The organism is Desulfobaculum bizertense DSM 18034 (genome assembly GCF_900167065.1).
Taxonomy (GTDB): domain Bacteria; phylum Desulfobacterota; class Desulfovibrionia; order Desulfovibrionales; family Desulfovibrionaceae; genus Desulfobaculum; species Desulfobaculum bizertense.
Genome location: NZ_FUYA01000001.1, coordinates 451,186 through 465,388 on the forward strand (window position 1 = coordinate 451,186; position 14,203 = coordinate 465,388).

A 14,203-nucleotide genomic window follows, 5' to 3' on the forward strand; every position below is an offset into this window, starting at 1 on the left:
GTTACCCAAGTAGCTCGAAACCTAGCCCAGCGGTACACGGCCGATATACCGTGCATAGATCAGCGCGACGGTACGGTAGACCACGTGGCCGAGTTTGGACCACGGCAGGTAGGCGAAGAGCATCCATACAGACACCAGATGCACGTAATACATCGGGTAGGCGAGAGTAGCCACGTCGGCGAGTCTCAGCAGTTCACAAAAGACACCGGTGAGGCCGATGACCCAGATAAGTCCGAGCAGGAACCAGTCATAATAGGTAGACTTGAACTTGGACTCGTCGAGGTTCATACGACGGCGGGTGAGTTTTGTCAGGCCGATGATGAGCAGGATGGCGCCGAGATTACCGAGCAGTTTGTGCGGAGCCCAAAGCGGCAGCGGGGTGTGACCAGCTGGAGCGATGAACTCGACCACTTTTCCACCCCAGTGGCAGAAAGCGACAATACCGGTTGTAATCGCGAGTGCGACAAAGCCGTAAAAGAGCATGAGGTGGCCTTTAAAGCGCTCGTTGTCTTCGGGCTTGTCCTGTCCTGCACTGCAGTCCTTAAAGTTGGTGTGCTGACCGACTTCGTTAATCAGGACGTCCTTGATGCTTGCCCAGAGGGTAGCTTTTTCATGAGCGCCGATGAAGAAGGTGCCGGGGGCAGCCTGGAATGCCTTGATGAGTTTAACAACACCGAGTCCGAAGGTCGTGAGCATGAAGAAGAAGGTCAGCATCATGATCGGGTCGATGGTGTAGTCTCCGGGGAAGACCTTGCCAAAGACGATTTCGCCTTCGGGGATGGCGAAGCCAGTGGTCAGGAACCAGACAAAGGCCCAGAGCACGGCAGGGATGGCAATGAGGATGGGCAGATACTTGGAGGAGCTCATCCACTTACCGATAATTTTCGGTTCCATGAGGTTCTTGTATGCCATGTTGCGCAGGGCGGAGAGCAGGTCTCCGGGCTTGGCGCCACGGGGGCACAGGTCAGAACAGGTACCGCAGTTATGGCAAAGCCAGATGTCGAGGTCATTGACCAGCTTATCCTTGAGTCCCCACTGTGCCCAGATCATTTCTTTTCTGGGGTAGGGCGCATCAGCGGGAGAGAGCGGGCAGGCCACCGAACATGTGGCGCACTGATAGCATTTTTTCAGGGTGTCACCACCCACCGACTGGAGTTCCTTAATAAACTCCACATCGGGTTCGATCCGTACAGCTTTCGACATGACGTACTCCTCTTAGAAGCCCTTGAACGGGTTGGGACCCATCTCCAGAATCATGTTCTGGAACTCTTCGATCATACCCGGCAGCTTGTCGTATTCGTCAATTGCGACCTGATACTGCTCCACGCGTTCTGGTTCAACGCCGAGACGGTCAAGAGTCTCTGCGATGTTTTCCTTACGGCGGTTACAGATTTCGGAGCCTTTAACGAAGTGGCACTGATAGTCGTCGCCGTACTTGCAGCCGAGCATCATCACGCCGTCAACGCCCTTGGACATGGCGTCAGCGATCCAGATGGCGTTGACAGAGCCAAGGCAGCGAACAGGAATGATACGCACATACTGGCTCCATTTTTTGCCACGCATGGCGGCCATATCCAGAGCCGGATATGCATCGTTTTCGCAGGCGAGAACAACGATACGCGGGCCGTCTTTTTCCATGTCGTCAGGCACCTGAATGGCCTTAATCATGGAACCAACCTGGTCGACGCTGTAGTTGTCGAAGCTGATAACGCGTTCGGGGCAGGCACCCATGCAGGTACCGCAGCGACGGCAGCGGGTCGGATTCGGCTTAGGCGTACCGGTTTCGTCGTCATCCAGAGCACCAAACGGACATTCTTCCGTACAGCGTTTGCACTGTGTGCAGCGCACGAAGTTGAAGACCGGGAAGGTGAGGTCGCCGGAACGGGGATGGACGGAAACACCGTGGTTTGCGGACTCAATGCACTGAATGGCTTTGAGCGCTGCGCCTGCGGCGTCGTCTTCTGCGTTGTCCATGAACATCGGCTGACGAACACAGCCAGCGGCGTAAACACCGGTACGGCGGGTTTCGTACGGGAAGCAGATGTAGTTGGAATCACAGAAGCCATCAAAGAGGTCCAGATCCGGGAATGCAGGACCCTGACGGTAGACAAAGTTCATGACCGGGTCTTTTGCCGTGGTGGGAACGATACCCGTAGGCAGGACGACCATGTCGGCCTTGAGTTCGATGTCTTCGCCGAGCAGGTTGTTCGTGATGGTAATGAGCAGGCCGCCATCGCGATCTTCGCGGATGGAGCCAATGGTGCCCTTACTCATCATGACGCCTGGATTGTCCTGAGCAGCCTTGTAGTACTTTTCGTGGATGCCCTGGACGATCATGTCCTGATAGATAATGTAGGCCTGACCGTCGTTGTACATCTCGGTGATGTAGTTTGCTTCTTTCAGGGCAACAACGGAGTTGATGCCGCTGGAGTAAGGCAGGTGGCGGAGGCTTTCGAGATCTTTGTATTCGTCAACGTGAGGAGTCTCGCCGTCTTCCGTCTTGGCTTCTTCTGTGGGTTCCTCGGAAACCTCTTCTTTTTTGTAGAGGTCCTTTGGTTCCAGCTGCTCAGTGTTGAGCAGGAAAGCGACGCGCTTGGCGGGCTTGCCATCAGAAGGACGAAGGATCTGGCCTTTCTTGGCCATTTCTTCGATCTGCCATGTGGTCACGACGTTTTTGAACTTGCCGTAACCCATGGGGGCGAGCACTTCGGGGTCCTGTTCGACCCAACCGGTCGCCATAACGACTGCACCGATTTTGTCTTCCTGACCGTTGGTATACTTGGCGGTGTATGAACCTGGGGCGCCTTCGAGGGCGGAGAGGGTAGCACCGGTAATAATCTTGATGCGAGGCTCGGTGCGAACATCAGCAATGAGCTTTTCAATGCCAGTGCTGTGAGCTTCGGTGAAGGGGTGAACCAGAGGAACGGTCTTGTAGAGCTTTGCAGCGTGGCCGCCAAGGTCACCGTCTTTTTCGAGCAGGACAGTGTCGTAACCGGAACGGGCAGCGTGGAGTGCTGCGTTCAGGCCAGTCCAGCCACCACCAACGACCAGCACGGTCTTGACGGTGTCAATCAGCTCGGGTTCGGGGAGAGCGGACTTCTGAAGTTTGATGACGCCCATGTTGATGTAATCTTTTGCCATGAGCACTTTGTCATCAGAAGCATCGTCGGGGCAGCACATGCCACACTGCTCACGCAGGTTGACGCGCTCAACGAGGATGCTTTTGCCAAAGTCGTAGATTTCCCAGTCGATACGTGGGGAGGAACCGCAGATGAGGACGGAGTCAATCGTCCCAGCATCCAGGTCCGACTTAATCATATTCATACCGTCTTCGCCGGGAAGAACCGGGTGAGCCTTGACCACGGGGCAATCGCTGCTCCAGCGGGTCTGGACGAATTCGACCAGCTCTTCCACGTTAAAGTACGGTCCGACGCTAGACTCGTCGAAATAAACACCTATTTTTTCTGCCATTGTCCTTACCTCCCTCTTACTGCCTCAATTGCCTTCATGGCTGCTCCGGTACCAGACTGAGCAGACTTCATGACGTCGAGAGGTCTCTTGGCACAACCGGCAACGAAGATGCCCTTACCTTCGTTTTCCTCTGCGAAACCATCTTCGTCGACGTGAACATCAATAGGCAGCTGTTCCTGAGACAGAGTCGGTTGCATACCTGTGGCAAAGACGACCATGTCGTATTCTTCACGGGATTTGGTACCTGCAACGGCATCTTCCACAGTCAGGATGACATTACCGTCCTCGCCCTGTGCGGCTTCGGCCACCTTGCCCTTGACCAGATGAACACCTTCGTCGCTCAGGATGCGATCGCGGAATTTCTGGTAACGGCCGGGGGTACGCAGGTCGATGTAGTAAATAGTTACCTGACAGTCAGGGTGCTGTTCACGCACGTAGCTGGCCTGCTTGAGCGAAGCCATGCAGCAGATGTATGAACAGTAGTTGAGATGGTTCTCGTCACGAGAGCCAGCACACTGAATAAACGCAAGACGCTTTGGAGAGCGGCCATCAGAGGGACGCTGAATAAGCCCGTGGCTTGCGCCAGACGGGGAAGCCAGGCGTTCCATCTGCATGTTGGAAATGCAGTTCTGGAGAGAGCCCGCACCAAGATTCGTCAAATTCGAAACATCATAGGGCTTCCAGCCAGTGGCGATAACAATGGCGCCAACCGAAAGCTCGACAGTCTTCTCTTTGTCGTCCAGATCAATGCCCGTCACACCCTGAAGTTCTTCCAGTTCTGCGGCCGAGCACTCGTCTTTTTCGAGCACAAAGCGGCTGGGGTAGGCAAAAGGCATGTCTTTGTGAAGAGCCTTTCTGGTACCCATGCCAAGCTCAAATTCGCTCTCTTTGGAGCCGCCAAGTTCGTTTGCGGCTTCGGTGAGGTCGATGCTGCCGGGGGTCGTATAGCGGGGTTTGATTTTGACAGTGACCTTGTAGTCACCCTTGGAGCCAGAGACGGAGACAACTTCCGCCAAAGTGAAGACATTAACCAGGCGGTTTTTCTTGATGCGCTGGAACTGAATTTCCAACCCGCAGGAAGGCGGGCAAAGCTTGGGGAAATATTTGTTGAGCTGAGATACTCGTCCGCCCAGGAACGGAGTCTTCTCGACAAGAAAGACCTCGTGGCCAACTTCTGCGGCTTCAAGGGCGGCTGTCATGCCGCTGAACCCGCCGCCGACAACGAGCACGCTGTTGTTTGGCATTTCAATCCTCCCTACGAAATCAGGTTCGGGCCATTTGAAAAATGGCCTAATCCTGAACAACAACCCTGAACAAAGAGGGTTCTTGTCTGCTCAGGCTTAGACCATTTTTCTGAGCAGGAGGTCGCGGCGAACCGCGACCTCCATTTCAGTCATCTTTAATCGGGGATGATCTGGTAGTAAGGCTTCTTGAAGACGACGGTCTCTTTCTTTTCGACGTCGTACTTGGAGTTTACGAAGCACTTCCACTTGGAGTCATCCAGGCCGAGGAAGTCACCACGGTAGTAGAAGCCGGGGTAACGAGTTTCTTCACGGAAGTGGATGTGCTGCATGTGCAGGCGTACGGTCCACAGGCGGTGGTAGTTCTCCCAGCAGCGGAGCAGTTCGTGGAGGTCACGAGCAGCGAGCTTCTGAGAATCTTCTTCCATCATGTCGAGCAGCCAGAAGCCGGTATCGAGCAGAGCCTTGGAGGTGGTGTAGTAGGTACCAACACCGCCACCGTACTCGTCGGTAGCCTTGATCAGGCGCATCATGAAGTTCTTGGGAGAGATGTACTCGGGGTTCACGGTCGGGTCGGTAGAACCGTTCTTGTGAGCCTCGTAGGTGTAGTACGGGCGATAGATTTCCTGCTTCAGGTCTTCAGCGCTTTCCTTCAGGGTAGGCTTGAAGTCCTTGTGGTCAACGTACCAGCGGACCAGCTGCTTACCGACCATACGGCCTTCTGCGTGGGAACCGGAGGAGAATTTGTGACCAGATGCGCCAACACCATCAGCGCAGGTGAACAGGCCGTTAACGGTGGTCATACGGTTGTAGACCTTACCGTTGTCTGCGTGGATCTTGTAGTCTTCAGGCACCCAAGCTTCGTCAGGGCCGGAAGTCCAGATACCACAGCAACCGGAGTGAGAACCGAGCAGGTAAGGCTCAGTAGGCATGATCTCGGAACCACGTTCCTCAGGAGCGCAGTTGGAGGCAGCCCAGAGGTTAGCCTGGCCGACACACATGTCGAGGAAGTCTTCCCAAGCTTCAGCTTCAAGGTGCTTCTGCTCAGCAGGAGACAGGGTCTTGAAGGAATCCTGGAGAGCGGTCTTGGTGTCCATGAAGATCGGGCCACGGCCTTCACGCATTTCACGGAGCATCATGTGGTTACGCAGGCAGGTAGGAATAACGTTACCCTTGGCGTATCCGCGGTCCTCGTAGGGCTTCAGCATTGCGCGGTTAGTCACGCAGTAGTCTTCACCCTTGTAGTTGGTTGCCTTAGCCTTAAACAGCAGGAACCATGCACCAACCGGGCCGTAGCCGTCCTTGAAACGGGCGGGGACGAAGCGGTTTTCCATCATGGTCATCTCGGCGCCGACCTGAGCACACATGGTGTAGGTGGAACCTGCGTTCCAAACCGGGTACCATGCACGACCCATGCCTTCACCGGTGGAGCGGGGGCGGTAGATGTTAACTGCGCCACCACAAGCAACACATGCGGTGTTGGTGCGGAAGATATGAACTTTGTTGTCACGAGCGTCCAGAGCGACAGCACCAGCGATACGGTTCGGGGTGTTGGCGTCGAGGAGCATCTTAACAACGAAGATACGTTCCATGTAGCGTTCTTCGCCGAGTGCGTTCTTTGCAGCTTCAGCGACGATGCACTTGTAGGATTCACCGTTGATCATGATCTGCCAACGGCCGGAACGGACAGGCTTGTCACCCTTGCGGATAGCCTTGCCAGCTGCCTTTGCGGAAGCACCGTCCATGTTCTTGTTGTCGTCGGACTTGCACCAGATCGGCAGGCCCCACTCTTCGAACAGATGGACAGAGTCGTCAACGTGACGGCCGAGGTCGTAAATGAGGTCTTCACGAACCAGGCCCATGAGGTCAGTACGGACCATGCGGACGTAGTCGTCAGCGTCGTTTTCACCAATGTAGGTGTTGATAGCGGAAAGACCCTGAGCAACAGCACCGGAACGTTCCAGAGCAGCTTTGTCGAGCAGGAGGATCTTTGCTTCGGGTGCGAATTTGTCGGCCCATGTGACTGCTTCGAAAGCAACACCGCAGGAACCCATACCACCACCAACGATCAGGATATCTACATCGTGCTCCTCAATTGTGGGTTCTGCGAGTGCAATACCACGAGGGGCTTCTTTAACAGGAATCTTAGGCATCTCTTTGCTCCTTAAGTAAGCGTAATAAGTGAGACAGTGCTAAAGCTGTTGGACTACTGGACGTCCTTGACGGTCCAGGTCTTGTCGGCCTCGGCCACGTCAAACTTCTTGCCAAGAGCTTCCTTCGGAGTGGTCAGCTCGGTCTCGGTGAACAGGTACTCGTTTTCGAGATCTGCCGGTTCGGGCTTACCTTCGAAGGGCTTAATAGAGCCTTCAGGGGTGGTACGGATGGGGAACTTGAAGCGCTTGGTGGAGCCATTACGGAAGTTGATGGTCCACATGATGTCTTCGGAAGAACGCATCGGGATAGAGGTGCCGCCCATAGGAGCAAAGTCAGCGTAGGGGCGGGCAGTGATAGCGCCCTGAGGACAGATCTTCACGCAGGAGTAGCACTCCCAGCATGCGTCAGGTTCCTGGTTGTAGGCCTTCATCTCCTCAGGATCGAGGATCATGAGGTCGTTGGGGCAGATGTACATGCAAGCGGTCTTTTCGCCGCCTTTGCAGCCATCGCACTTTGAGGGATCAACAAAAGTAGGCATAGTGAATCCTCCAACAAATTAGGGTTGAAAAAACAACCATTTCAAAAACATCCCCAATAAGGAGAATGAAAAAACAGGGAAGCAAGGTTCTCCGCTTTTTTTTACGGAACGTTGTGCAGCGTCCCGATCTTCGCCGAATTGGACCGCGTCTGGCGGTTTAACCGTTCAGGGGAGACTGGAGCTACGTGTCAAACAACGGCCCTTACGGGGGCTTGCACAAGCATCGGTAATTAGCGCCTTTTTCGACGTTTGTGATGGATTGAACAAGCAAGGTCAGGTCTAGCAAGGCTCCTATCGCCTGTCAAGGCGAAAGTGAATAATATCCCAAGCGTCAGAAATTTTCCTCAAGGGTGCTGGAATCATGACCTTAATGCAATATATAGCATCACGCGTAAAAACGTTTATCCAATGCACGAAACCCTATACAACCAAGCGGAAATTTTGGCAAGAGTGGACCGGAAACTTCTGCACTAGGGAAGGTATACTATGGGAAAAAGGGCGGTTGACGGGAAAATGTCAGCTATCCGATATTTTAGAGTAAAAAAGTGTCTTTCCTGTGTCTCTGGTGGAGCCGTTGCGGTGAATCTGATCTTTTTGCGTCATTGGTGAAAAAAAGTGCAAAGTCACTTTGAGCCTTGGTTTCGTTGAGTTTTGGCATGATTTTGCCCCTAAAATGACTCAGAAGGGCACTTGACAATTGCGGAAATTTTTCACAAACCCCTCTTACAGGGCTTGAAATGTGAATTTCGACGAGTCCGGTGGCTCTCCCCATAGACCTCTTTCCCCTTCCAACTATGCCAATTTTTGGGGAAAATGGGAGACTGCCTCGACATAGGCTGTGGTGGTTGAGTAAGTGAAATTTCTCAAATTCCAATTGTAAAGGAGTCCACAATGTCCAATCTGCTGCCCCCTCATGGTGGTAAGGGCTTAGTTTGTTGCCTGCTCGAAGGTGAAGCACTTAAGGCTGAACAGAAAAAAGCTGAAGGTCTCAAGAAAGTTGAGATCTCCAACCGTGTTAAGGGCGACCTTATCATGATGGGTATCGGCGGTTTCTCCCCGCTTAACGGTTTCATGGGTAAAGCTGACTGGAAGAGCGTTTGCGAAAAAATGCTCATGCAGGACGGCACCTTCTGGCCGGTTCCGGTTGTCTGTGACACCAACGACGAAGCTGTCGCTGCTGGCGAAGAAATCGCTCTCGTTGGTAAAGACGGCGTTATCTACGCAACCATGAAGGTTGACGAAAAGTACGCCCTCACCGACGAAGAAAAGAAGTGGGAATGCGAGACCGTCTTCAAAGGCCACGGCGAAGACTCCGAAAACTTCTGGGACGTCGCTCTCGAAGATCACCCCGGTGTGAAAATGGTTATGGCTCAGGGCAAATTCAACCTGGCCGGTACCGTTAAAGTTCTCTCCGAAGGCGACTACCGCGACCGCTTCCCGGGCGTCTACCTGACCCCTGCTGAAGTCCGCGCTATGCTCGACGAACGTGGCTGGAGCCGCGTTGCTGCTCTGCAGCTCCGTAACCCCATGCACCGCTCTCACGAGTTCCTCGCAAAGATCGCTGTTGAAGTCTGCGACGGCGTTATCATCCACTCACTGGTTGGTAACCTGAAGCCCGGCGACATCCCGGCCGAAGTCCGCATCAAGTGCATCCAGACTCTGATCGACAACTACTTCGTGAAAGAAAACATCATCAACGCTGGCTACCCTCTGGACATGCGCTACGCTGGTCCTCGTGAAGCTCTGCTCCACGCTACCTTCCGCCAGAACTACGGTGTTTCCCACATGATCATCGGTCGTGACCACGCTGGTGTTGGCGACTTCTACGGTCTGTTCGAAGCTCAGGAAATCTTCGACAAGATTCCTTACGCTGACGGCGTTTGCGACGCTCCCGGCAAGGCCCTCCTTTGTAAGCCCATGAAGATCGACTGGACCTTCTACTGCTACAAGTGCGACGGCATGGCCTCCCTGCGTACCTGCCCGCACAGCAAGGAAGACCGCGTTATCCTTTCCGGTACCAAGCTTCGTAAGGCTCTCTCCGAAAAAGCTGATGTTCCGGATCACTTCGGCCGTGAAGAAATCCTTACCATTCTCCGCGGTTACTACGAAGGTCTCACCGAAAAGGTCGAGATCAAAATGCAGCACGCTGCTTCTGGCGATGCCATGAAATAGCGCTCGTTGCGTACGACTCTGTGCTGAATGAGGGGAGGTGCTTTGCACCTCCCCTTTTTTGTCGCTTCTCTCCTTCGTTCGGTCATGTTGGGTGGGGTGAGGAAGATTGGGGGCCAGCCCCCAAACCCCCGCGTAAGGGAATGATTCCCTTACGTATCCTCATCGAGTTTGAATTCCATCCACGCTTCGCGTGAATGAAATTCAAACTTGGGTGAGAATGGCGTAAAGAAGCTCTTTCTCTTTCCCGTGTGTTGCCACCATTTTCTTTCTGAACGCTCGCGTTCAGAAAGAAAATAAGTGCGGCAGAAAAGGCAGAAGAACACGCGTTCGGGAAATGCCACTAGCTCAAAAAAGAGGGCTGATGGAGAGGAAAGCATAGCTTTCATCCCATTCAGCCCTCTTTTTTGAGCGAAAGCGGGATTCCCAAGGGCCTCGTCCTTGGGCGGGGTCAAGGGGCAGCGCCCCTTGCAGAGGTGCGGGGACAGAGTCCCCGCCCACCCTAGCGCCTCTTGCAGAACACGACGCCCACCTACTCATAATGTTAGTGAACACCGCTTTGCTCGTGAATTTTGCGAAAGGGGAGCTTTTGTGAAATGATTACGAGATGGGAGGCTTCTGTGGAAACCCTTGAATAGCGGGGGGAAAGTAGAGATTGTGGGGGGAAAGCCCACAAGGGGGCCACTTGCTCCAAAGGTGGAGTTAGGATACGAAAGTGGACTTCCTTTCTGCTTACCGGAAGAAATTTATGAACGATAGAAAATATACACGCGAATACGCCAAACGCGATGAACGCCGCGACGAGCGCCGTCCAGACGCCAGGGACAAACGGTCCATTACTGAGGAACTGGTCTCCATTGACCGGCAGCTGACACGACTTCTTGGAAAACGGTGCTACCTGCTTTCCAAGGCTGCAAATGCTCGTAAACGCAAAGGCAGAGCCCTTGCTGATCCGGGGCAGGAACGCCGTATGCGTTCTGCTTGGGACGAGCTGGTCAAGCGAGAGGGTCTGGACGCTGCGACAACTCGCAAGCTGTTCAATCTTGCGAATGGCCTTGCATATAATTCTGTGCGCAATGAGAACAGCAACAAGAGCCGTACGTTCAAGCTGTTCCCGAAGTGCGAGTCTCTTGATGTGAGCATCGATGGCCCCCGTGATCTGGAAGAGACACGGATGTGGGCTGCTGTTGCTGCCGCAGCAGAGGCAAAGACAGAGCTGCACCCCATCGTGCTGAACGATGCACTTGCAGACCTGCTGAAAGCCTTGAATAAGGGTGGTGCTTCCCTGATTTTTGAAAAGGGGAAAGTCATCAATGCTGGCAAGGCTCCAGATTTTCACGAACAGAAAATTTACGTTGGTAACGAGACGCTGAACCTTTACCTGTGCATGGCGATGGTTCTTGGACAGCCGGGAATTTCCACCTTTACTGGTGGCGCATCCCTGAAGGTCATGGACCTTCGTGCTGTTGCCCATGTTTTTGCAGGTCTTGGTGTTCGTCTGGCGAGCCTTGAGCCTCAGTCCGCTGGTGTGCCTGTGCGCATGGAAAGCGGAGGCATGACAAGCGCTCGCTTTAGCGTACCGGAAGGCTTCCCGGCCGAGGCTGCTGCCGCACTGGCACTGTTTGGCCCCACGTACCCAGATGGCATTGCCTTCACCTGGGACGAGAGCTGGGATGACGAAGGACTGCTTCGCCGCGTTGCCGCACTGCTGAAAGAATGCGGTGTGCCATGCGAGCTGAAGAAAGATTCCTTTAGCGTTCGTCCTGCCCGCTACGCTGTGCCGAAAAATCCTGCTATTTCTCTTGATCCGATGCTGTGCGCTTCCGTGCTTGCTGTTCCGTATGCAACAGAGGGCAAGGTTGTGCTGAAAGGCCGCTGGCCTGCCAAGCGCCGCATTGCGGGTGAGATTGAATCCTTCCTGAAGAGCCTTGGCTGCACAGTGAATGTGTCTAAAGAAGACATCACTGTGGAACTGAATGCTCGTCCTGAGGCGCTCGACTTTGAGCTTGAGCACTGCTCCGAGCTGGTTCCGCTGGCACTTGCTGCATCTCTGGTTGCCAAGTCTGGTGGCCGTATTGCGATTGCAGAAGATTTTGATAGCGCAACCGCTATGGACCTTGGTGACCGCCTTGGCCGCTTTGTGCGTGTTAAGCCCGGCCGTCTTGTAGTGACAGGCTCCGACAGAGGCAGTTCTTGGGTCGAGAGCGAGGAGTCCTGGGTCAGCCCCACTGCTGACTGGACACTTGCTTTGGCTCTGGTCTCTTTTGTCGCACCGGGAATCCTGCTTGCGAATCCTGGTGATCTGGCTTCTGTATGGCCAGATTTTTGGCAGCTTTTTGTGAATGGTTTTGTTCCACAACCTGACAAGAAGGAGCCTGAAGAAAGTGGAAAGAAAGGAAGAAGAGTCCGTATCGGCTGAGCTTGAGCGGCTTTCTCAAGAATTTGAGGAGCTGAAGCTGCAAAAGGAGACTGTTGAGGCCCAGGTGAAAAAACTGATGGCCGAAGAGGATCCCGCGCAAGGGGTATATTATGCGCAGGATATTTTCCGATTGCAGCAGGATAAACTCAGGCTGGCAACCGAGATGGAGTTTCGTAGGCGAAAACAGAATCGTCTGCGATTGGCTGAGGAGGAAAAAGCCTTTTTGATGCACTGATTGTGATGATAACGGCGGTCCCATCTGGGACCGCCTTACACTGAAAAGGGATGCCTATGAACTTGACCCAGAAGATACTCAGTCGTCACGTTGTCCGCGGAGAGTTGGTTGCCGGAAAGGAAATCGCAATCCGCATAGATCAGACACTCACGCAGGATGCCACCGGAACGATGGCGTCGCTACAGTTCGAAGCTCTTGGCTGCGATGCTGTCAAAACAGAGCGGTCTGTGAGTTACGTTGACCACAACACATTGCAAATGGGATTCCGCAACGCGGATGACCATCGCTATTTGCAGTCCGTTGCAAATAAGTATGGCATTGTGTTTTCTCCCCCTGGAACAGGCATCTGCCATCAGTTGCATCTCGAAAACTTTGCGCGTCCCGGCCGAACCCTTGTTGGTTCTGACAGCCATACCCCCACGGCGGGTGGTGTGGGTTCGCTGGCCATTGGAGCCGGTGGACTCTCTGTTGCGCTGGCAATGGCTGGAGAGCCATACATGCTGGCAATGCCCAAGGTGGTGAATGTTCACCTCACAGGGAAGCTTCAGGGCTGGGCAGCAGCAAAAGACGTTATCCTCCATCTTCTTGGCCTGCTTACGGTCAAGGGGGGCGTTGGCAAGGTGATGGAATACACCGGACCCGGCGTCGCCACGCTTTCGGTTCCAGAGCGCGCGACCATTACAAACATGGGCGCAGAGCTTGGCGCAACCACCTCTCTTTTCCCCAGTGATGAGCGGACTCGTGAATTCTTTGCGGCCATGGGTCGTGAGGATGAATGGGAAGCTTTGGTTGCGGACGAAGGGGCAGAGTACGACGAAGTCATTGAGATTGATCTCTCTACACTTGAGCCACTGGCTGCCTGCCCGCATATGCCGGACAGGGTGGTGCCTGTGCGCGAACTGGCTGGCCTCAAGGTCGATCAGGTTGCAATCGGTTCCTGCACGAACTCTTCCTACGCAGATTTGAAAATGGTTTCGATGCTTCTCAAGGACAAGCTTGTGAGCACAGGAACTGATCTTCTTATTGCTCCCGGCTCCAAGCAAGTTTTGAGTATGCTTGTGGCCGAAGGTGCGCTTACTCCTCTTATCCTTGCCGGGGCACGCCTGCTTGAGTGTGCGTGTGGACCGTGTATTGGAATGGGAGGGTCTCCAAACAGTGCAGGCGTTTCTGCCCGCACATTCAACAGAAATTTTGAAGGCCGGAGCGGAACTCAGGACGGACAGGTGTATCTTGTCAGTCCGCAAACTGCTGTGATGCTCGCCCTGCGCGGCGAATTCACAGACCCCGCAAGCTGGGGCACGCCTCCTGCTCTTCCTCAGCTTCCGGATGAGGTTCCAAGCATCCGCCATCTCTTCATTTTTCCAGCAGAAAATGCTAAAGATCTTAGCATTTCGCGTGGCCCAAACATTGTACCGCTCGAGCAGTTCACAAAACTTCCTGAACAGCTCGAAATTGCTGTGCAACTTGTGCTCGAAGATGATATTACAACAGATCACATTATGCCGGCTGGCCCGCAGATTACTGCGCTTCGGTCTAACGTTCCGGCAATTAGTGAGTATGTCTTCTCGCGCACGGATTCAGGCTTTGTTTCTCGCATGAAAGAAGCAGGGCAGGGCGTTATCGTGGCTGGCGAAAATTATGGGCAGGGTTCCAGCAGAGAACATGCAGCTCTTGCGCCCCGTCATCTTGGGGTCAAAGCTGTTCTTGCCAAATCTTTTGCCCGCATTCACAGGGCAAATCTTGTGAATTTTGGTATCCTCCCGCTCATGTTCGAGAGCAAGGAAGATCATGCCGAGATTCAGCTCGGTGATGTCTTGAGCATCCCGTGCTCTCAGATTGTGCCCGGCGGCAGCTGTTCGGTTTTGAAAAATGGAAGCGAACAGATCAAAGTCATGAATGATTTGACGGAAAAAGAACTGGATATTATCCAATCAGGTGGACTGCTGAATTACGTGCGGCAGTCTATTGAACGTTAA

10 protein-coding genes are annotated in these 14,203 nt (G+C 53.8%); 4 read left to right on the forward strand and 6 right to left on the reverse strand.

What is annotated here, in order from left to right; genetic code table 11:
* Window positions 1-21: 21 nt before the first annotated feature.
* From qmoC to aprB, 5 genes are all read right to left on the reverse strand, one after another.
* Complete coding sequence (gene qmoC, locus B5D23_RS02075) at window positions 22-1,203, reverse strand: quinone-interacting membrane-bound oxidoreductase complex subunit QmoC (RefSeq protein WP_078683730.1); 1,182 nt, start codon at window positions 1,201-1,203, stop codon at window positions 22-24.
* Window positions 1,204-1,215: 12 nt separating this feature from the next.
* Window positions 1,216-3,471 carry an FAD-dependent oxidoreductase gene (locus B5D23_RS02080; RefSeq protein ID WP_078683731.1) on the reverse strand — a complete coding sequence of 752 codons (2,256 nt, stop codon included), beginning with the start codon at window positions 3,469-3,471 and terminating at the stop codon, window positions 1,216-1,218.
* A gap of 5 nt (window positions 3,472-3,476) precedes the next feature.
* Window positions 3,477-4,715 carry a CoB--CoM heterodisulfide reductase iron-sulfur subunit A family protein gene (locus B5D23_RS02085; RefSeq protein ID WP_078683732.1) on the reverse strand — a complete coding sequence of 413 codons (1,239 nt, stop codon included), beginning with the start codon at window positions 4,713-4,715 and terminating at the stop codon, window positions 3,477-3,479.
* Between the two features lie 155 nt (window positions 4,716-4,870).
* Window positions 4,871-6,865, reverse strand: coding sequence for an adenylyl-sulfate reductase subunit alpha (aprA, locus tag B5D23_RS02090; protein ID WP_078683733.1), 1,995 nt, complete (start codon window positions 6,863-6,865; stop codon window positions 4,871-4,873).
* Between the two features lie 53 nt (window positions 6,866-6,918).
* Window positions 6,919-7,404 carry an adenylyl-sulfate reductase subunit beta gene (aprB, locus tag B5D23_RS02095; protein ID WP_078683734.1) on the reverse strand — a complete coding sequence of 162 codons (486 nt, stop codon included), beginning with the start codon at window positions 7,402-7,404 and terminating at the stop codon, window positions 6,919-6,921.
* Window positions 7,405-8,295: 891 nt separating this feature from the next.
* On the opposite strand from aprB, the gene sat reads away from it, so the two are divergent.
* On the forward strand, window positions 8,296-9,576 hold the full coding sequence (gene sat, locus B5D23_RS02105) for a sulfate adenylyltransferase (protein WP_078683736.1): 1,281 nt from the start codon (window positions 8,296-8,298) through the stop codon (window positions 9,574-9,576).
* Between the two features lie 149 nt (window positions 9,577-9,725).
* Here the strand turns inward: sat and B5D23_RS02110 are convergent, their stop codons facing one another.
* Window positions 9,726-9,962, reverse strand: a complete 237-nt coding sequence (locus B5D23_RS02110) for a hypothetical protein (RefSeq protein WP_078683737.1) — start codon at window positions 9,960-9,962, stop codon at window positions 9,726-9,728.
* Window positions 9,963-10,321: 359 nt separating this feature from the next.
* Between B5D23_RS02110 and B5D23_RS02115 the strand changes: the two genes are divergently transcribed.
* From B5D23_RS02115 to B5D23_RS02125, 3 genes are read left to right on the forward strand one after another with little or no spacing between them, the layout of a single operon-like run.
* Window positions 10,322-11,992: a chorismate mutase gene (locus B5D23_RS02115; protein WP_144012509.1), complete on the forward strand. Its 1,671-nt coding sequence runs from the start codon at window positions 10,322-10,324 to the stop codon at window positions 11,990-11,992.
* Window positions 11,958-12,227: a hypothetical protein gene (locus tag B5D23_RS02120; RefSeq protein ID WP_078683739.1), complete on the forward strand. Its 270-nt coding sequence runs from the start codon at window positions 11,958-11,960 to the stop codon at window positions 12,225-12,227. The genes B5D23_RS02115 and B5D23_RS02120 overlap by 35 nt, the downstream gene beginning before the upstream one ends.
* A gap of 50 nt (window positions 12,228-12,277) precedes the next feature.
* A complete protein-coding gene (locus tag B5D23_RS02125; protein ID WP_078683740.1) occupies window positions 12,278-14,203 on the forward strand; it encodes an aconitate hydratase in 1,926 nt (641 codons plus the stop codon).

Coding starts and splice junctions, on each gene's coding strand:
- qmoC (WP_078683730.1), bottom strand. CDS start 1,203: ATGTCGAAAGCTGTACGGATCGAACCCGATGTGGAGTTTATTAAGGAA.
- B5D23_RS02080 (WP_078683731.1), bottom strand. CDS start 3,471: ATGGCAGAAAAAATAGGTGTTTATTTCGACGAGTCTAGCGTCGGACCG.
- aprB (WP_078683734.1), bottom strand. CDS start 7,404: ATGCCTACTTTTGTTGATCCCTCAAAGTGCGATGGCTGCAAAGGCGGC.
- aprA (WP_078683733.1), bottom strand. CDS start 6,865: ATGCCTAAGATTCCTGTTAAAGAAGCCCCTCGTGGTATTGCACTCGCA.
- B5D23_RS02115 (WP_144012509.1), top strand. CDS start 10,322: ATGAACGATAGAAAATATACACGCGAATACGCCAAACGCGATGAACGC.
- B5D23_RS02110 (WP_078683737.1), bottom strand. CDS start 9,962: ATGAAAGCTATGCTTTCCTCTCCATCAGCCCTCTTTTTTGAGCTAGTG.
- B5D23_RS02085 (WP_078683732.1), bottom strand. CDS start 4,715: ATGCCAAACAACAGCGTGCTCGTTGTCGGCGGCGGGTTCAGCGGCATG.
- B5D23_RS02125 (WP_078683740.1), top strand. CDS start 12,278: ATGCCTATGAACTTGACCCAGAAGATACTCAGTCGTCACGTTGTCCGC.
- sat (WP_078683736.1), top strand. CDS start 8,296: ATGTCCAATCTGCTGCCCCCTCATGGTGGTAAGGGCTTAGTTTGTTGC.